11 protein-coding genes are annotated in these 19247 nt (G+C 64.2%); 2 read left to right on the top strand and 9 right to left on the bottom strand.

From position 1 onward, the window contains the following. Positions 1–3: 3 nt before the first annotated feature. Both MGMSRV2_RS08315 and MGMSRV2_RS08320 read right to left on the bottom strand, forming a co-directional pair. Positions 4–8469, bottom strand: coding sequence for a glycoside hydrolase family 94 protein (locus MGMSRV2_RS08315; RefSeq protein ID WP_024079894.1), 8466 nt, complete (start codon positions 8467–8469; stop codon positions 4–6). Between the two features lie 25 nt (positions 8470–8494). Further along, a complete protein-coding gene (locus tag MGMSRV2_RS08320; protein WP_024079895.1) occupies positions 8495–8653 on the bottom strand; it encodes a DUF3096 domain-containing protein in 159 nt (52 codons plus the stop codon). A gap of 164 nt (positions 8654–8817) precedes the next feature. Between MGMSRV2_RS08320 and MGMSRV2_RS08325 the strand changes: the two genes are divergently transcribed. Further along, the gene (locus tag MGMSRV2_RS08325; protein WP_024079897.1) at positions 8818–9291 is read left to right on the top strand and encodes a hypothetical protein; all 474 of its coding nucleotides are present in this window, start codon (positions 8818–8820) and stop codon (positions 9289–9291) included. 55 nt (positions 9292–9346) lie between these two features. Here the strand turns inward: MGMSRV2_RS08325 and MGMSRV2_RS21410 are convergent, their stop codons facing one another. The 4 genes from MGMSRV2_RS21410 to MGMSRV2_RS08345 form a co-directional block, all read right to left on the bottom strand. Continuing rightward, complete coding sequence (locus MGMSRV2_RS21410) at positions 9347–9487, bottom strand: hypothetical protein (protein WP_024079899.1); 141 nt, start codon at positions 9485–9487, stop codon at positions 9347–9349. Positions 9488–9541: 54 nt separating this feature from the next. Beyond that, positions 9542–9859 (bottom strand): BON domain-containing protein, encoded by a 318-nt coding sequence (locus tag MGMSRV2_RS08335; protein ID WP_024079900.1) that lies wholly within the window; start codon positions 9857–9859, stop codon positions 9542–9544. A gap of 181 nt (positions 9860–10040) precedes the next feature. Continuing rightward, positions 10041–10436 carry a PRC-barrel domain-containing protein gene (locus tag MGMSRV2_RS08340; RefSeq protein WP_024079901.1) on the bottom strand — a complete coding sequence of 132 codons (396 nt, stop codon included), beginning with the start codon at positions 10434–10436 and terminating at the stop codon, positions 10041–10043. A gap of 103 nt (positions 10437–10539) precedes the next feature. Then, entirely contained in the window at positions 10540–10905 is a 366-nt protein-coding gene (locus MGMSRV2_RS08345) for a response regulator (RefSeq protein WP_024079902.1), read from the bottom strand. 230 nt (positions 10906–11135) lie between these two features. Between MGMSRV2_RS08345 and MGMSRV2_RS08350 the strand changes: the two genes are divergently transcribed. Then, a complete protein-coding gene (locus MGMSRV2_RS08350) occupies positions 11136–15449 on the top strand; it encodes a chemotaxis protein CheB (protein ID WP_024079903.1) in 4314 nt (1437 codons plus the stop codon). 108 nt (positions 15450–15557) lie between these two features. Here the strand turns inward: MGMSRV2_RS08350 and MGMSRV2_RS08355 are convergent, their stop codons facing one another. Genes MGMSRV2_RS08355 through MGMSRV2_RS08365 form a run of 3 tightly spaced genes read right to left on the bottom strand, consistent with a single transcriptional unit; the run spans position 15558 to position 19157 of the window. Further along, positions 15558–15857 (bottom strand): hypothetical protein, encoded by a 300-nt coding sequence (locus tag MGMSRV2_RS08355; protein ID WP_144084282.1) that lies wholly within the window; start codon positions 15855–15857, stop codon positions 15558–15560. Positions 15858–15869: 12 nt separating this feature from the next. After that, positions 15870–16286, bottom strand: coding sequence for a hypothetical protein (locus tag MGMSRV2_RS08360; protein ID WP_024079905.1), 417 nt, complete (start codon positions 16284–16286; stop codon positions 15870–15872). A gap of 18 nt (positions 16287–16304) precedes the next feature. After that, entirely contained in the window at positions 16305–19157 is a 2853-nt protein-coding gene (locus MGMSRV2_RS08365; protein ID WP_024079906.1) for a VIT domain-containing protein, read from the bottom strand. Positions 19158–19247: the final 90 nt, after the last annotated feature.

A 19247-nucleotide genomic window follows, 5' to 3' on the forward strand; every position in this document is an offset into this window, starting at 1 on the left:
ACGTCACAGGTGGATGCGCAGATCGTGCCGCCCACCGTCCAAGGCAACCCGCACCCGGCCATCGGGACAGGGAACCACCTCGCCGTCGAGCACGGCACCGGCTTCGCCATCCGCCCGGGCGGTCACGACGATACGGCAAAAGCCTGCCTTCAGGTCGATGGTCGCCTCATATCCCGGCCAGCCGGCGGGCAGACGCGGGGCGATCACCAGAACGGCGCCTTGCCGGCTGATGCCCAGAATATCCTCGACCGCACCGCGATACATCCAGCCGGCGGCGCCGGTGTACCAGGTCCAGCCGCCGCGCCCCACATGGGGCGGGACGGAATAGACATCGGCGGCGACCACATAGGGCTCGACCTTGTAACGCGCCACCTCGACCGCATCGCGGGCGTGATTGATGGGATTGAGTAAGGCGAACAGCCGGGCCGCCTTGTCGGCCTGACCCATCCGGGCGAAAGCCTGGATCGCCCACATGCCGGCATGGCTGTATTGACCGCCATTCTCGCGCAGGCCGGGGGGATAGCCTTTGATATAGCCGGGATCGCGTTCGGTCCGGTCGAAAGGCGGGGTGAACAGCAAGGCCAGACCATCGTCGGCGCGGATCAGATGGCGTTCCAGCGATGCCATCGCCGTGGCGGCACGGACCGGATCGGCGGCGCCCGACAGCACTGCCCAGGATTGGGCGATGGAATCGATGCGGCATTCATCGCTGGTTTCAGACCCCAACCAGGTTCCGTCGTCAAAGGTCGCCCGGCGATACCAGGCACCATCCCAGGCATGGCGCTCGATGCCGTCGCGCAAATGGGCGACATGGTCGCGCCAGCGGCGGACGCGCTCGGCCTCGGCCGGCGGGGCCAGCGGCGCGAACAGGTCGATGGTGCGGGCCAACAGCCAGCCGAGCCAAACGCTTTCGCCCTTGCCGTCGACGCCCACCCGGTTCATGCCGTCATTCCAGTCGCCGGTGCCAATCAGCGGCAGACCGTGTTCTCCGGTCAGCTCCAGGCACTGGTCGAGGCCACGGGCGCAATGCTCGAACAATGTTGCCGCCTTACCATCGGCCATGGGCTGGAACACCGCATCGTTTTCACCGGGGCGCAGGCGCGGACCTTGCAGAAACGGCAGCATCTCGTCCAGGATCGCCCCGTCGCCGGAACAGCCGATATAGGTGGCGACGGCATAGGCCAGCCACACCCGGTCGTCGGAAATCCGCGTCCGCACCCCGGCCCCACTGTGCGGCAGCCACCAATGCTGAACGTCGCCTTCACCGAATTGGCGGGCGGCGGCGCGCAACAGGTGGCGGCGGGTTTCCTCGGGCCGGGCGAAGGTCAGGGCCATGCCGTCCTGCAACTGGTCGCGGAAACCATAGGCGCCGCTGGCCTGATAAAACCCGGCCCGCGCCCAGATTCGGCACGCCAGGGTCTGGTACAGCAGCCAGCCGTTAACCATGATATCCATGGTCCGGTCGGGCGTCTTGACCTGGACCGCCCCCAACAATGTGCGCCAATGATCACTCACTTCGGCCAGAACAGCGTCAAGATCGGCGCTGCGATAGCGGCTGACCAGGGCTTGCGCCTCGGCCACCGACGGGCATTGCCCCAAAAACCAGACGATTTCCACGGTTTGGCCGGCGGCAAGCTCGACCATGCCTTGCAAGGCGCTGCAGGGATCAAGGCCGGCACCGACGGCCTTGGACAAACTGGCGCCGCCGATCAGCGCCGCCGGCGCCGACAGATCGCCATGATGGCCGAGAAACTCGGTGCGGTCCGCCGTCCATGCACTTTGCCGCCCGCCCAGATCGGCAAAGGCGATGCGGCTGGAAAAGCCGATATTCCATGGATTGCGGGCCAGCATGGCGCCGGTGCCATCGTCGATCCCGGTGATGACGAACGGTGCCGAGGCGCCGCGCGAATTGCCCAATACCCATTCCGCGTAAGCGGTCACCGTCAGCCGGCGTGCCCGCCCGCTTCGGTTGGTTACGGTCAGCCGTGAAATCTTGATGGGATCGGCCATGGGGACGTATTGCAGCAGGCCCAGGGCGATGCCATCCGCCTGATGCTCAAAGCGGCTATAACCGAAGCCATGGCGGGCCAAGTAGTCGCCGCCATCCATGATCGGGCGCGCCGTCGGATTCCACAGGCTGCCGCTTTCCTCGTCGCGGATATAAAGAACCTCGCCCGGCGGGTCGCTGACCGGATCGTTGGACCACGGCGTCAACTGGTTTTCGCGGCTGTTTTCCGCCCAGCTATAGCCGCAGCCTTCCGCCGCCACCTGGAAGCCGAAAGCCGGATTGGCGATGACGTTGATCCAAGGCGCCGGTGTGGTTTTGCCGGAATGCAGGTGGATCACGTATTCCCGTCCATCCTGGGCGAAGCCGCCAAGACCGTTGAACATTTCCAGGTCCGGCGGTTCAATTTTGGCGCCTTGGGCACGACGGCGATAAACCGGCGGCGGCAGATATGGCAAATCGGGGACGCGGGTGAGCTGGTTGGCGATGGAGCCACGCCGCGCGATCAGCGATACCCGGGCAATCGATCGCAGCAAGGTTCGGACCTCAAGGCTGACCAGATCGGCGCGCAGGGCATGGACCGAGCCTTGGCTGCCCTCGCCGCCGAAGCCCGCTTGTGCCTGGCTGCTGCGCAGAGCCGTCTCGATGGCGACCTGAAGATCCTGCACATAGGACGACGCCCGTTCGTTGATGATGACGATATCGACGCTCAGGCGTTTCATCCGCCAATATTCGTGGGCGCGCAGCAATTGGCGCACCTGAGCCATATCCTCGATGTCGTCGATCAGCAGCAAGACGATGGGCAAGTCGCCGGAAATGGCGTACTGCCACAGGCCCGATTGCGGCCCGGCGCCGCGGACGATCACCTCGGACGGGGCACGGAAACGGGGATCGGCATAGAGAATCGGTGCCGCCAATCGCTGGAAATCAGCCGCCTCGTCGGCATCGACGCCCAGATGGCGCAATTGCACCTGGGCCTGGGTCCAGGCCAGCGTCCGAGCCCGGTCGAAGGCGTTGCGGTCATGGTGCTTGTCGATCAGGTCCAGCAATTGAGCCTGGGTCGAGGCAACAATCGTCCAAAAAGCGATGCGCGCGGTTTCGCCGGGCGGCACGCTGACGCGATGACGCAGCGACAAGATGGGATCAAGCACGGTCCCCACCGTATTGGTGAGTTTGCGCCCGTCGAATATGGCGGCGGCGTTGGCGATGCCGCGTCCGCGACCAAGAAAGCGGGAACGGTCGGATTCGTATTGCGGATCGGCGGTGGTCACGCCTTCGACCACGGCGAAATGGGCGGCCCAGACCTGGCCTTCGTCGGGTGAACGCAGGCGGCGGGTGGCGATGATGGCGCCGAATTCGGCCAGATAGCTGGTTTGCACGAACATCTTGGCAAAGGCCGGATGGGCGTTGTCGGCGGCAGGGGTGGTCAGCACCAGTTCCGCATAAGACGTCAGCTCGATCTCGCGCGGGCGCCTGCCGCTGTTGACCAGCGACAGACGACGCACTTCGCCGTCATCCTCGCCCGACACCAGGACATCCATGGTGGTGGTCAGGCTGCCGTCGCGGCGGCTGAATTCGGCATGATCCTCGCCGAAGACGATCTGCTGATGATCGCAATCGCCTCCGATCGGCTGCACGCCCGCCGACCAGATTGCCCCGTCCTGGATATCGCGGAGGAAGATGAATGAGCCCCAGTCATCGCGGGTGGCATCCTCGCGCCAACGGGTGATGGCGATGTCGCGCCAGCGGCTATAGCCGCCGCCGGTGGCGGTCAGCATCACCGCGTAGCGACCGTTGGACAGCAGATGGGTGACCGGGCCGCCGCCGGTTTGCGCCGTCAACAGTCGCACATTGGGCGTCACGGTGATGGCGTCGATGGCCGAGGCCTTGACCTCCTCGGCCCGCGGATGGGCAATGGCCACGTTGCGGGGCATGCGTTCCTGCAACAGCAATTCGCAGGCCTGGATCATCGGCTCGCGGTGAAAGCGGTCCCGCATACGGCCATCGTCCAGGGTATTGGCGATGGCGACGATGGTCATGCCCTGGTGATGGGCCATGAAGCCGCGCACGATGGCGACGGTGGCGTCGTCGGGCAGACGCGCACGGGTGAAATCCAGGGCCTCGTAAAAGCCATAGCGCCCCCGCCCCCCCATCTTGGCGAGGTGGGCGAAATTTCGCCGAGCGCCGCCGGGGTCGATCATCGCCGCCAGACCGGTAGCGTAAGGGGCGATCACCACGTTTTCCGACAACCCCCGTTTCAATCCCAGCCCAGGCACGCCGAAATTGGAATATTGATAGGTGAATTCCATGTCGCGGGCGTTGTAGGCGGATTCCGAGATACCCCACGGAATGTCCAGCGAATGGCCGTAATCCTGCTGACGCCGGACCACCAGGCGATTGGTCTGTTCCAGCAGACTGCCGGTGGGGGCGCGCATGACCAGCGACGGCATCAGATATTCGAACATGGACCCCGACCACGAGATCAGGGCCGAACCATTGCCCAAGGGCGTGGCGGCGCGGCCCAGCCGGAACCAGTGGCGCGTGCTCACATCGCCCTTGGCGATGGCGAACAGGCTGGCCAACCGAGCTTCCGAGGCCAGCAGATCATAGCAATTGAGGTCAAGACGGTTGTCGGCAAGGCTATAGCCGATGGACAGCAATTTGCGCTCGGGATCGAGCAGAAAGGCGAAGTCCATGGCCAAGGCCATCTGCCGCGCCGTATCGGCGATCGCCTGTAACCGTTGCCGATCGACCGGATCAAGGAGGTCGCGTCCATGCTCGGCCACCGCCTTGCGCAAGGCTTCGATCCAGAACACCAGATCGGACGAGCCATCGTCCTCGATGGTCGAGATCAGGGCATGGGCCGCCTTGGCCGCCTTGTCAGCCAACCGTTTCAGCGCCGGCAGCAGGGTTTCCAGGGCCTGAACCCCGGTCAGCAGGGTGTCGATCTCGCTCAGAAGGACGGCGAAACACCGCCCATTCTCGCCGCCGGCGGTCGGCAGGGCGGCCAGCGCCTCATGGGCCAAACCCAGGGCGTCGGCCATGCCGTGGCGGATGGTCGGGGCCAGCGGCTGAACACACCATTCATCACAGGCATTGGCCAGCACGATCAGATGGCCGGCCAGATTGCCGCTGTCGACCGAGGACACATAGGCCGGGTCGAGCGGGCGCAGGTCTTGCGTCGCATACCAGTTGAAGAAGTGCCCCTTGAAGCGGGCCAACTTGTGCATGGTGGCCAAGGTGGCTTCCAGCCGCTCGACCGTCTCGGTGGTGGCGGCCCAGCCGAAATCGCGGGCGGCGACGGCGGACAGCAGATAAAGCCCCATATTGGTCGGTGATGTCCGATGCGCCAGCGCCGGTCGCGGGCTTTCCTGGAAATTATCCGGCGGCAACATGTTGTCGGCAGCGGTGACGAAGGTCTCGAAGAACCGCCAGGTGCGCCGCGCGATCAAACGCAGGCCGCGCGCATCGGCAACGCCCATGTTCAATCGATTGATGGCCGGCGGCGACCGGCTGGCCCACAGGGCGACGAACGGTGCCATCAGCCACACAAGCGCCAAGGGCAGGACCACCGGCCACGACACCGGACTAAGCGTGATCGCCGCCACCGCCATGCCCGCCGCCAGCACGGTGCCGCCGGCCATCTGACGCTGAAAGCCGATGGCATCCAGGCGGGCGCAGCGCGACGACTGGGCGGCACTGGTCCATTCCAGCAGATGGCGCCGGCTTCCCCCCAGCCGCACCAGCGTTCTGATGATGGCGTCACCGGCGCGCCAGCCCTGATCGGGCAGGAACAGCAGCGACAACAGGGTTTGCAGGATCGCCGCCCGTGCATCGCCGACAAGGGTGCGGGCATGGCTGCGCCAACCGATGCCGGCGCGATGGGGCAGCACCGACAACAGCACCGGCAGCATGGCCGGAATGGCCAGACTGGCCAGCAGCAACAGACTGGCATCCACGGCGGCCCCCCCGGGCAGCATCCAGGCAAAGCCGAACGCCACCAAGGTGATCGGCGCCAGCAACGAACGGCGCAGATTGTCCAACATCTTCCAGCGACCGACCGCAGGCAGCGCCTTGGCGCCGAAAATCCACGGCAGTAATTGCCAGTCGCCCCGAATCCAGCGGTGCTGGCGCTTGGCCGCCACCTCGTAACGCGACGGAAAATCCTCGACCACCTCGATATCCGAGGTCAGGCCGGCGCGGGCGAACACACCTTCGAACAGATCATGGCTGAGCAGGGTATTGTCGGCGACGCGCCCGGCCAGGGCGGCTTCAAAGACGTCCACGTCATAGATGCCCTTGCCGGTATAAGAGCCCTCGCCGAACAGATCCTGATAAACGTCGGAGGTCGCCGCCGCGTAAGGGTCCATGCCGCCGGGGGCCGAGAACACCCGCTGATACAGCGATCCATCGCAGGTCATGGGTAAAGCCGGGGTCACCCGCGGCTGCAAAATGCCGTAGCCGTCGGTGACGCGGCCTTGTTCAGGGCTGAAATGCGGACGGTTCAGCGGATGGGCCATCTTGCCGATCAGCCGCGCCGCCGCATCCCGGGGCAAGCGGGTGTCGGCGTCCAGGGTGATGACATAGCGCACATCGGGCGGCACACAGGGCGCCATGCCGGCCACCGCCATGAAGCCGGTGTCGGTGGCGCCACGCAACAGCCGGTTCAGCTCGTGCAGCTTGCCGCGCTTGCGCTCCCAGCCCATCCACTTGTTTTCGCTGGCATTGAACAGGCGCCGCCGATGCAGCAGCAAGAAGCGATCACCACACGGACCCGGTCCATAAGTCCGGTTCAACTGGGCGATGGCCTCGACGGCGACGGCCAACAGGGGCGTATCGCTGTCGACGGTCTCGCTATCGGCATCAAGTCCATCGGTGAGCAGGGCGAAGGTGAAATCACCACCGGTGCCGGAAAGGTGGTGAACCTCGAGGCGTTCGATCTGCTCACGCAGATCGGCCTCGCCGGTCAACAACGTCGGCACCGCCACCAAGGTGCGCAGCGAGGATGGCACCCCGGCTTTCAAGTCCAGTCCCGGCAAGGTGACGGCGCCGAAGCTCCAGGCGACGGCGCGGTTGACCAGGGCGGTGGCCACCTCGCTGGCCGGCAGCACGGCGAGGCATGCGGCCAGCGCCAGCCACCATGGGGACAAACCGGCGCCGGACACCACCCCGACGGCGCCCAGCACCAAAGCCAAGGTGACCAAGGCGATCATGCCCACATAGCCGCCGATGCCCAACCGGCTGTTGAAGCGGGCCAGACGCAGCCGCGGCGGCAGGCGAAAGCCGATGGCGCGCTCGAAAGCCAGCCGCCCCCCGGCGATCAGATGATAGCCGGGATCGCCCAGCCGTTCGATCTCCAAGGCGTCGGTGGTGGTGGCCCTGGCCGTGACCGCCGCCGCCAGGGCATGATCGACGATGGCCAGTTCGGACAAGGCGGCGCCGCGCGACAGGGTTTCGATGGCGCTGCGGTACAGATTGCGGGTGTGGAAATCCATGCCGCCGAAAGGGCTGGCGGCGCGCAACCGCTCGTCCACCAGACTGACGCTCTCGAACAACTCGCTCCAGTCGATATCGGAAATCAGCCGCATGCTGGTGATGACGTTGCGCACGGTGACGTTGGAGGCGCCCTGGCGTTGCTGCGCCTCGCGCACCACGTCATCGACCGAGGCGCCTTGCAGCCGCAGTCGATCCTCGAGCCAGCCCAGGGCCGGCATGGTGCGCGGATCCTGGTCGCGCAACCGTTTCGCCAATTGGGCGGCGAAAAGCGCCGACAGCGGACCGGCCGAACGCTGGGCGATGTCGTCATCCAAAGCCGAGCGGGCGCAGCCGGTTGCCAACAACCGATCGGCCAGGGCTTCCGCCGCCGCCCGCGCCTGACGCCCCGCGCTCATCTGGTCGGCCAACCGGCGCAGATTTTCCACCAAGACGATGCGCAAGGTGATGGCCGCCGCCCACAATTCGCCAATGGTCAGCGGCTGTACCCGCTGATAGGCGGCGACGAAACGGCGAAAGCTGTCGGGGTCGAAATGGCTGTCGGTATGGGCGACAAAGCCCCAGGCCAGACCGAACACCCGGGGATAGCCGGCGAACGGCCCATCGGCCAGTTTCGGCAATTGCCGGTAATAGCCCGTCGGCAGATCGTCCTTGATCTCGCGGATGTGTTCTTCCACCAGATGGTAATTGTCCAACAGCCATTCCGCCGCCGGAACCTCGCCCCGCCCGCTCTCCAACTCGGCGGCGCTGGCCCGGTAAGCGGCCAGCAGAACCGCCGCATTGTCACGCAAACGGGCATGCAGGGACAAAACATGCGGCGGCCTGGCCGTCACCGATTGGGCGGCGGCCAGGCTTTCCGCGTGCTGTTCCAACCGTTCGATCCCGAACAGTTCTTCCCGGACCGGGGCAATGTCGCTCCAGGGCGACGACAGCGGACGAGGCCCGCGAACCAGCCGGAGAATGGACTGCATGAAGCTACTTTCAATCAAGGTCGGATCAGCGAAGACCGGAAACGAAATAAGGCGCGATACCGACCACCCCGATGACGATCAGATAAATGGCGACGACGTAATTCAACAGTCTCGGCTGGATGAGAATGAGAATACCGCAAAGCAGAGCTACGATTGCCTCGATGGGCATGGAATGATAATTCATATTAAATCCCCTTTCACACAAACAAATGACGACATTGTCATTAATAAAAAATTAGAAATGAGTAATTTCCGACCCTACACCGGATAATTACTTAAGAGTAACCTTCAAATACGAGAATAAATACATAGCTAAATACATTTAGCGTGTTCAGCAGGAGATCAGAAATGAAGATCATCAAATTGGCGGTCCCGATCGGGATCACCATCGCCGTCGGACTGATGGTGGCCTCTTGCGCCCCCCAGTCCTCGTCACCACAACAGGTACAGTCGACCGTTCCCAGCAATCCGACGGTGACCTACAAGTATTTGGGCGACCAAGACTTGGTTCAGGCCAATCAAAACGCGGCTGGGTTCTGCAACCAGTACCAATCCATCCCGCGGACCAAGACGTTCTCGACCGAACCCAATGGCGGAAAGCTGGTGGTTTTTGAATGCCTGCACGCCGCGCAGCCACCGGTTTTGCCGCCGCAATACAACCCCAACGCCGGCTACACCTACATGACCGACCAGGAACTGGTGGAAGCGTCGCGCAACGCCCAGATTTACTGCATGAACAACGGGTCGCAGCAGGTGATGTCCAATGTGACCACCAACGTCAATGGCAGTCGGACCGTCTCGTTCCAGTGCGGCCCCCGCTAAAAGTCGCCATCCACGTGCCGTTTGGGATTTCCCAAGCGGCCCGTAGCACGGCGTTTCAAGCCCTCGGCGCTGCCGAGGGCTTCTTTTTGGGGCTCTGCCGGGACTCGTCCTGGACCGGCGGCACGATCACGATCTTCTTAGCCGGAGCCTTGGGCTTTTTCGGCTCGCGTCCGGTGCGTTTCTGGCTTTTCGCCATCTGCGTCTCCTCAAAGACAGGATAACCGCGCGGCGGCTGCCGGGCGGATCGGCTTCAGCGGATGACCAGATTGTTCCTGAGTTGGCGCACACCATCGACATTGCGGGCGATTTCGCCGGCCTTGGCCTTGGATTGCGCCGAATCGACAAAGCCGCTCAGTTGCACCACGTCTTGCATGGTCTCGACGCTGATCTCCAGGGTTTTAAGCCCGGGATCGTTGAAGATGGCGGTCTTGACCCGAGTGGTGATGGTGGCGTCGTCCACGTATTCCCCCGCCGTCTCGCGCCCGGAAAACACCGTGCAGCCCGAAAGGGCGACGACGACAGCGAACACGGCAAGGATTTTGCCCATGCCCCTGTTTTGATAAGCCATGGCATTTCTCCTGTGGACCGCATAATGCGAAGTCTCGATGAGCTCGACTCATCGAGACATGGATAAGTCCAGACCAACCGTAGCTCCGGCCCGATCCCTGACGACAGGGTCGGAAACTACTCTGGAGGGGGACAGAGGCAGCTTTGATCCAGAGCCGCCGGTTGGCCTGAAGGCAGTCGATTTAGCGGGCGTAGACGAATTCCGGCAGGGCCTTCAGCCCTTCCTTGGTCGCCCCGGTCAGCACCAGCCCCTTGTCATCGGCGGTCGGCCGCAAATCTTCGTAGCGCACGGCGATCAGCTTGTCGCCGATACCCAGATAACCGCCCACCGAGACGATGGCGAACAGAGCGCGCTGATCCTTGGAGATGATGAGATCGTCGATCTTGCCGACCGCTTCGCCCTTCTCGTTGGTGACGGCGGCGCCGATGATCTTGCTGGAGCGATAGCCGGTGGCGACGGACTGAACGTCGATGGAGGTGACCATCTGCTTAGCGCCCTGGGCCAAAGCCGGCTGGCCGACGGCCAAGACGGTCAGCGTCAACAAGGTGGCGGCGGCAAAGCCTAAAGTCTTGTTCATGGGATTTCCCTTTGTTCAGCGATGCGCGGCCCAATCGGCCCGATCGAGTGAACGGTAGACGCCGAGCCAGGGGGCGGTAAGCGTCGGAAACTACCCAAACCTCTCACCAGACGGTTTCAGCGCCGACGGCACGGCGGATCGCCCGGTACAGGTCCAATTCGCGGAAGGGTTTTTGCAGGGTCACCGCCCCCGGTCGCAACGCCTTGACCCGAGAAATGTCACCACTCATGAACACATGGGGCTGCGGGCCGGCCCGCAGGATCACTTCCATGGCGGCGACGCCGCTGCCCTCGAGCAGACCGACATCAACAATCATAAGTTGCGGCTTCAAACGGTGAGCGGCGGCGATGGCCGTCGCCTCGGTACTTTCGATCCCATCCACCGCATGCCCCATTTCCGTCAGCATCTCGGCCAGCACGGTACTGATCATAGCGTCGTCCTCGACCACAAGGACATGAAGCGGCTGCATGGATTTTTCCAGTTTTCCAGGCGCGTTGGCGCCAAATGCGGATAAAGCGGAACCGGGGGTAGTCCCGTCCGCCAAGCCTCACCATAACGACGGGATGGACAAGCTCACAGGAGCGGAAACTACTCACCCCACCCTCAAGGGCAGGTATATTCCACCGCCCCCATTTCGACCAAATTGTGATAGGTTGCCACACTGCTTTCAACCGGAAGCAGTTACACGCGAGCACGTCGATGATGAATGACAGTGATTCGCGCCTCCTGACCGTTGCAATCGGCGCTTCAGCCGGTGGTCTCGAGGCCTGCCGCAAACTGCTCGGCGCATTGCCGGTCGGTCGCGGCATGGCCTTCATCCTGGTCCAGCACCTTGATCCCACCCATGACAGCATGATGGTGGAATTGCTGGCCGACCACACCGCCATGACCGTGTTGGAAGCCGCCGAGGGCATGAGGATCGAGCCCGAACACCTTTACCTGATCCCCCCCGGACAATCCTTGTCCGCTGGCGGCGGCGCCTTGCATCTGTCGCCGCCCAAAGCCCGGCATGGCACCCGCCTGCCCTTCGACTTTCTGTTGCGCAGCCTGGCGCAGGAATATGGTCCCCGCACCGCCTGCATCGTCCTGTCGGGCACTGGTGCCGATGGCAGCCAGGGATTGCTGGCGATCAAGCAAAAATCAGGGCTGGTCATCGCTCAGAGTCCGGACGAGGCCGGTTATGACGATATGCCGCGCAACGCTATCCAAACCGGGGCGGTCGACCTGGTGCTGCCGGTGGCCGACATGGCCGCGGCCCTTGACCAACACATCAGGCACCTGGATCAAAGCCCGGCGACCGAGACGACCGCACCGCCGCCGGTTGAGGACCGCCTTGCGGAAATCATCGACCTGCTACGTGCCAGGACTGCTCACGATTTCACCTCATACAAGCACGGCACCTTGCAGCGCCGCATCGAGCGGCGCATGGGCATGGCCTCGATCGAGACCAACGAGATGGACCGCTATATCGCCCTGCTGAAAAGCGGCGACGGCACCGAACTGGAACTGCTGGCCAAAGACCTGCTGATCAATGTCACCAGTTTCTTTCGCGATCCCAAGGTATTCGATAACCTGGCGCAAACCATCGTCCCGCAACTAGTCGGCAAGCAGGCGCCCAATGAGGCGCTGCGCCTGTGGAGTGCCGGATGCAGCAGCGGCGAAGAGGCCTATTCCCTCGCCATGCTGTTTTGCGAGGAAATCGAAGCCACCCGGCGCGACGTCAAGCTTAAGCTGTTCGCCTCCGACGTGGATGCCGATGCCATCGCCACCGCCCGCGAAGGACTTTACCCGGACAGCATCGCCGCCGAGGTTTCGCCGCAGCGTCTGGCCCGCTTTTTCACCAAGGACAGCCATGGCTACCGGGTAACGCCCGAATTGCGGGCCCTGGTGGTCTTCACCGTCCAGGACGTGCTGACCGACCCGCCGTTTTCCCGCCTGGATCTGGTGTCGTGCCGCAACCTCTTGATCTATTTGCGCCCCGAGGCCCAGGCCAGGGCGATCGCGGTCTTTCACTTCGCCCTGCGTCCGGGCGGCATCCTGGTGTTGGGCAGTTCCGAGACCGTCGGCAACGCCGAAGACCGCTTCGAGGTCGTTTCAAAGCCGGAACGGATTTTCCACCATGTGGGCAAGCGCCGTTTGGGTGAATTCGGCTTTCTCGTCGGTGGGGACGACGGCGTTCGGACCTCGTCGAGTCCCGGGGCCGGAGCCACGCCGACGCCCCAGGCCACCTGGGCCGAACTTTGCCGTCGGACGGTGATGGACACCTATGCCCCGGCGGCGGTGCTGATCAACCACCGCAACGAGTGCCTTTATTCCCTGGGTCCGGTGGGCCGCTACCTGCGCTTGGCCCCCGGCCACCCCAGTCATGACATCCTGGCCATGGCACGCTCCGACCTGCGCATAAAGCTGCGCGCGGCCATCCGCCGCGCCGGCGAGGAAAACACCCGGATCATCACCTCCGGCGGCCGCATCGGCAAGGACGATGGTTCACTCAGCTTCGACCTCCACATCCATCCCGTCACCAACGAGGGTGAAGACCTGTTGTTGGTGTGTTTCGTCGATCTGCCCCAGGACCAAACGACATCCGTGCCGTCCGCCAAACTGGCGGAAACGTCACACAATGACCCCGAGGTCGCCGCGCTGGAACGGGAACTGGTGACCACCCGCACCGAGCTGCAGGGGGCCATTCACAGCCTGGAAAGCCTGAGCGAAGAGCAAAAGGCGGTCAACGAAGAGGCCTTGTCGGTCAACGAGGAATACCAATCCACCAACGAGGAATTGCTGACCTCGAAAGAGGAATTGCAATCGCTGAACGAAGAGCTGACCGCGCTCAACAGCCAGCTTCAGGAAACCTTGGAACGGCAACGCACCACCGCTAACGATCTGGAAAACATCCTGCGCAGCACCGATGTGGCGACGCTGTTTCTCGACACCGGCCTGAATATCCGTTTCTTCACCCCGGCCACCGCCGCCTTGTTCCGCGTCATCCCCAGCGATATCGGTCGACCGCTGGCCGATCTTCGCTCGTTGGCCGCCGATGCCGAACTGCTGAACGATGCGCGGGCCGTCCTGCGCCATCCCACGCCGATCGAACGCGAGGTCAGGGCGGAAAACGGCGCCTGGTTCATCCGTCGGGTCTTGCCATACCAAACCCCCGATGCGGGCATCGAGGGCGTCGTCATCACTTTTACCGACACCACCGAACGCCGCCACATCGCCGACGCGCTGGAAGCGGCGGAACGCAAGGCGCAATCGGCCAATGTGGCGAAATCACGCTTTCTCGCCGCCGCCAGTCACGACCTGCGCCAGCCGCTGCAGACCCTGACCTTGTTGCAGGCCCTGCTGGCCCGGGCGGTCGAGGGGGAAAAAGCCCACAAACTGGTTTCCCGCCTCGACGAGACCCTGGGGGCCATGGCCGGCATGCTCAACACCTTGCTCGACATCAATCACATCGATGCCGGCACCGTCTGCCCCGACATCGAACACTTTCCCATCAACCAAGTGCTGGAACGCTTGGGCGAGGAATTCTCCTATCAGGCCCAGGCGCAAAACCTGGATTTGCGCGTGGTCCCCTGCGGCCTGTCCATCGACAGCGACCCGCGTCTGTTGGAACAGATGCTGCGCAACCTGTTGTCCAACGCCTTGAAATATACGCGCTCGGGTACCATCCTGCTGGGCTGCCGCCGCCGCCGCGACCTGCTGCGCCTCGAGGTCTGGGATACCGGCATCGGCATCCCCGCCAGCGAATTGGAAGCGGTGTTCACCGAATACCATCAGCTCGACAATTCCGCCCGCGAACGCAGCCGCGGCCTGGGGCTGGGCCTGTCCATCGTCCAGCGCCTGGGGGCCTTGCTGGGGCACCGCGTCGAGGTCCGATCGCGCTTGGGTCTGGGCTCGATGTTCGCCATCGAGATCGCCATGCCGTCGAATACGCTGCCCCTGCCCCCGCCCTCACCCCACCCCACCGACGGCTCCACCCTGCCCGACGGCGCTCTTCGCACCGGTCGTATCCTGGTGGTCGAGGACGATCCGGAACTGCGGCAATTGCTGGGCGACTTGCTGACCGAGGACGGGCACCGCACGATATGCGCTGCCGATGGACCGGCAGCGTTGGAACTGCTCACCGCCGGGACGCAGCCCCCCGACCTGATCCTGTCCGATTACAACCTGCCCGGCGGTATGGATGGGCTTGAATTCACCACCCAGGCGCGGGCACGGCTTCGCCGCCCGATCCCGGCTCTGATCCTGACCGGCGACATCTCGACCGCCGCAGCCCGCGACATCGCCCTGGGCGACTGTGCCCAGCTCAACAAGCCGGTAAGAATCAAGGAATTGCGGCAGGCGCTAGACCGCCTGCTGCCTCGCACCACCGCAATGCCCCCGGCGGAAATCGCCATGATAAGGACAGGCAATCCAGTGATCCATGTCGTCGATGATGATCCCCATATTCGTGAAGTGTTGCGTGAGGTGCTGGAGGAAGCGGGGCTGAGCGTCGCCGATTTCGCCACGGCCGAGGCGTTCCTCGACGCCTATCGCCCCGGCGGTGAATCCTGCCTGCTGATCGACGCCGCATTGCCGGGCATGAGCGGGCTGGACCTGCTGCAACGGCTGACGGATTGCGGCCACCGGTTGCCGGCCATCATGATCACCGGCAACGGCGACGTGCCCATGGCGGTTCAGGCCATAAAGGCGGGGGCCACCGACTTCATCGAGAAGCCGGTGGGACGTGACGAGTTGCTGACCAGCGTATGGCGGGCCTTGGAACAATCGCGCGACACCACCAAGGCCTTCGTCTGGCATCAGGATGCGGCCAAAAACTTGGCCCGGTTGACCCCCCGCCAACGTCAGATCATGGACATGGTCCTGGCCGGCCACCCCAGCAAGAACATCGCCGCCGACCTGGGCATCAGCCAGCGCACCGTCGAAAACCACCGTGCCGCCATCATGCGCAAGACCGGCAGCAAATCGTTGCCGGCCCTGGCCCGACTGGCCCTGGCCGCAATCGACGGCTGATAGCGAACGTTAACTGGCTGCGGAAAAACTCTGCGACCGCGTCATTTCTCTCGGCCCGTCATGCCCGCGCATGACGGGAGAGGGGGCTGCAAGGACGCCGGCAAATGATCACGGCAACTCGCCTTCAACGTGGTTCAGAACGCGAAAGAAAGTCGAGCTGCCCATCCCATCCGGGTCGTCCCAATCCTGGCGATAGTCCTCGCGTCGTTCGATGAGCGCTTGGCGCAAGGCCTCGCCGAAGCCAGTTTCGTCGGCGGCCGCCGTTTTCATCGCCCGTCTGACCCCGTCGATGGCCGCCCAGACCAGCTTGGCGCGCCCGAAATCGCCCCCCTTCTCGAGCCCCGTCGCGTATCGCGACTCGTCGCGCAGGATTTTGTTGATCGCCATGGTCAAGGCGCGCTGAGTCATCTGCATACGCCTCTATTGATCAAGCTCGGCAGCCCGGCACTCCATCGGACTGAACAGCACCGTGCCATCCGCCAGGAAAGCGCCAATTGTCGCCGTCTTGCCACCGGAATGAAGGGTGACCAGCCGATCGACCCGCCCGCCACGCCGCCCCGGTTCGGACCTGGCATCGAAGGCGAAGGACACCGAACCATCCTCAGCCTTGACCAGGGCGACGCGAGCATCAAAGCAATCCGCGCCGGCGCAATACCTGATGCTCTTACGGCCCGGATCGACGGTCAGGTCGGAATGCAGATCCTGGCGCTCGCAGCCGGCGGCACGGCACTCGACCATGCTGGCCGACCGGCAAGACAGCCGATCGGCGGCGCTGACGCCCCCCGCCCATGACGCGCTGGCCACCCCCAACGCAATAACCGCAACCATCCGCAGCATGATGCCCCCCCGACCGGGTCACTGCCCGGAGCCGTCGCCCTTGACCTCGAAGGTGCCGACGAAGACCGATTCTCCCCGACCGGACAGACGCAAGACGATGTCCTGGTCCTTCTGGCCGTCGGTGCCGAAGCCGCTCGAGAATTTCATCATCACGGTGGTATAGGGCGACAGCACCTGTTGGTTATGGCCATAGAATTTAACCCGAACCTCGTAAGTGCCGGCCTTGGCCCGTTTCAGCATGAATTCCTCGGGGCCGAGGCCGCCGGTGAAGTCCCGCGACATGTGCCCGCCCTGATAGGTCAGGCGATTACCGTAAAAGGCCGCCTCGCCGTTGGAATCGGTGACCCACAAATCCATGTCGGTGTTGTCGGCGTCCCAGGTCAGTACGGTGCGCAAATCCACCGGCAAGTTGCGCAGCAAGCGGGGATCGATGCCAGACAAATCGACCGTCTTGGCGCGGGCGGCCAGGGCGTTCAACTCTCCCAGCGAGATCAGGTCGATGTCGGCGAAGCGCCAATCCCATGGGTGCGAGGCAACGTGCCACAGGAAATTGACGGCCTCCTGGGTATCGCCGGCGGCGGCGTGGGCCAGGCCGAGATCCCGCCATGATTGCGGCTCTTCGGGGGCCAGATCGCGGACGCGGGTCAGCGGCGTCATCGCCAGGTCGGGGCGCCCGGACTGCAACAGCCGATAGGCCAGGATGCGCAGCAACGAGCGGTTGCTCCACCCCAGTTCGGCCACGTTGGACAGAACCCGCACCGCCGCTTCGTCCTGCCCCGCGGCGAAGAAGATATCGGCGGCGTCGATGAAGAAGGCGGTACTGTTGGCATAGGCGGCACGCTGGGCGAGGTAGGCGTCGTAGCGCTGCTCCGCCGCCGCCTCCTTGATGCTGCTCAGATAGGGGGCGTTTGGTTCCCACTTGCGCAGATGGATTTCCACCGCGGCGGGCTTGGCCGTGCTGGACGGCGGGCCCGACGACACCGCCGAGGACTTTGCCACCGGCGCCGGTGCCATCACGGCGGCGCCGGTGGCGACGGCGCGATCACCCTCTGGTTCAGGCTTGGGCTTCGGCTTTTCTCCTTTGGGGAAGTCGCGCTCCCACCATGCCGTCAGTTCGCCGAACCGGCGCACCAAACCCTCGATCTGGGCCGTGTCGGTCTTCGGGCTCAAGGGGTCGGACGGGGCGCGGTTCAGGTAGGCGACGCGCATGTCCCCCGGAGGCGGCATGACCTTGTAACGCAGGAAGTCTTCCAACCGCTCCAGCGCCAGCAGCGACGTCTCGTCCGAAATCACACCGAACGTCTCGCCCAGACGCAAAATCTCGGCGCGATGCCGGTTGCCATCGCTTTGCAGACTGGCTATCCGCAGGCTGGCCCAACGCTTGGCGGCAAAGCCGTCCGAGTCCCGATCCTCGGTCAAGGGGACGGAGAGAAGCTTGCGACTGACCTTGCCAGCGCCATCGACGGTTTCCACCGTCACCGAAGCCTTCGGCCCGGTCACTACGCCGGCCAGGGCCAGCCGACCGGATTCGGGGTGGACCGAAGCGGCGACCAGATCATCGACCGCGTCGCCGGTCAGCGCCACCAATCGGGGCCGGAGAGTGGTAAGATCGGCCAGAGCCTGCTCGGTCGACAGGATCGTCAGGTCGAGATAGTGACCATTGGCCGCCTCGGCCATGTGTCGCAGCCGCCCGGCATCGGCTTGCGGCGAGGTGTTGAGGGTGAACAAGGTCACCGGGAAACGGGCCGCGGCCGCCCCCCAATTGGCCAAGCCATCGGACACCAACAGCGCCACCGAGGTATCGCCGCCGAAGCCCTGGGGCACCATCCAGGCTGCCGGATTACTGGCACCGTCATAGGGCGTGGCTTCCAGAACCTTGCGCAGGTCCGACCAATCACCATCGGCAACGGCGAATGATCGAGGCGCCTCGGCGCGGTCACGAGCGAGCACCAGCGTCACCTCGGTTCGGCCCAGCTTGCGGAAATAGGCGTCGAGCACGGCGAATTCACGGGCATGGTCGCGCATGGCGCCCGACCCCGAGGCATCCCAGATCAGCGCCACGGCGGCGGGGGCCGGACGCGGCACCGATGCGCCCGAAATCGCCACGTCAGCGGTGAAGTAGGACCGCCGCTCGAACCACGAGCCGATCACGCTGTCACCACCCGGAGCCGTCCAGTCGATGCGCAAGCCGGTGCGCGGCTTGTCCAGCGGCAGGAAGCCGGAAAACGTGGTGCCCTCGGGCGAGGTGCGCACGAAGCCGGTGCGCTTGTAGCCGGGATCGAAGCGCAACGCCCCGACCGGAATGCCGGCGGTGTCACCCTCGACGGACAGCACGGTGTTCTTGCCGCCCCGGATGGCGGCGAAGGCCAGCGTCGGATCGAAGCGGTTCATCCCCTTGGCGTCGGCGACGATCGGCTCGGTGGTGGCCACGGTCACGACGCGCTTGACCTTGGGCATCAAGGGATAAACCCGCAAGGAATAGATGTTGCCCTCGGCCCGCTCCATCAGGGCCGGATCGGCCATGGTCCGTTCGATGGCCTCGAAGACCTTGGTTCCCTTGGCCTTGGGTACCGGCACCGCCTGCATGACCGGTCCGCCCTCGACCGCCGGCGACAGCGTGAAGCCGGTAACCGTCTGACTTTCCCGCAACGGAAAGCGCAACTCGCCTTCAAGCGGTACGGTATTGGGATTTTCCAGACAGATTTCGGTCTGGGTCACCACGGTGCGGGCGTATAGTCGGGGCTTGATCCAGATGCCGCAGACCTCGACCGCTTGGCCGTTGGTCTTGATGATCGGGTTGGCCGTCTGTGCCGCCGCCGGCTGCCAAAAAGCCAGCACGAAAAGCGCGGTGACCGTGAACCACGTACGCATCTTGGATTCCCCCCCGATCCAGACATCGCGGGCCCCGCCGCGCGAATCACATGATCGCCGCCTGGAGGACCAAGCTTAGCCCGTCTTAAA

The sequence above is a fragment of the Magnetospirillum gryphiswaldense MSR-1 v2 genome (assembly GCF_000513295.1).
In the GTDB taxonomy this organism is placed as follows: domain Bacteria; phylum Pseudomonadota; class Alphaproteobacteria; order Rhodospirillales; family Magnetospirillaceae; genus Magnetospirillum; species Magnetospirillum gryphiswaldense.

Bases quoted from the DNA above. Each gene is read 5' to 3' on its own strand.
- MGMSRV2_RS08325 (WP_024079897.1), top strand. From the start codon at position 8,818: ATGAAGATCATCAAATTGGCGGTCCCGATCGGGATCACCATCGCCGTC.
- MGMSRV2_RS08340 (WP_024079901.1), bottom strand. From the start codon at position 10,436: ATGAACAAGACTTTAGGCTTTGCCGCCGCCACCTTGTTGACGCTGACC.
- MGMSRV2_RS21410 (WP_024079899.1), bottom strand. From the start codon at position 9,487: ATGGCGAAAAGCCAGAAACGCACCGGACGCGAGCCGAAAAAGCCCAAG.
- MGMSRV2_RS08320 (WP_024079895.1), bottom strand. From the start codon at position 8,653: ATGAATTATCATTCCATGCCCATCGAGGCAATCGTAGCTCTGCTTTGC.
- MGMSRV2_RS08335 (WP_024079900.1), bottom strand. From the start codon at position 9,859: ATGGCTTATCAAAACAGGGGCATGGGCAAAATCCTTGCCGTGTTCGCT.
- MGMSRV2_RS08345 (WP_024079902.1), bottom strand. From the start codon at position 10,905: ATGCAGCCGCTTCATGTCCTTGTGGTCGAGGACGACGCTATGATCAGT.
- MGMSRV2_RS08365 (WP_024079906.1), bottom strand. From the start codon at position 19,157: ATGCGTACGTGGTTCACGGTCACCGCGCTTTTCGTGCTGGCTTTTTGG.
- MGMSRV2_RS08355 (WP_144084282.1), bottom strand. From the start codon at position 15,857: ATGACTCAGCGCGCCTTGACCATGGCGATCAACAAAATCCTGCGCGAC.
- MGMSRV2_RS08315 (WP_024079894.1), bottom strand. From the start codon at position 8,469: ATGCAGTCCATTCTCCGGCTGGTTCGCGGGCCTCGTCCGCTGTCGTCG.
- MGMSRV2_RS08360 (WP_024079905.1), bottom strand. From the start codon at position 16,286: ATGCTGCGGATGGTTGCGGTTATTGCGTTGGGGGTGGCCAGCGCGTCA.
- MGMSRV2_RS08350 (WP_024079903.1), top strand. From the start codon at position 11,136: ATGATGAATGACAGTGATTCGCGCCTCCTGACCGTTGCAATCGGCGCT.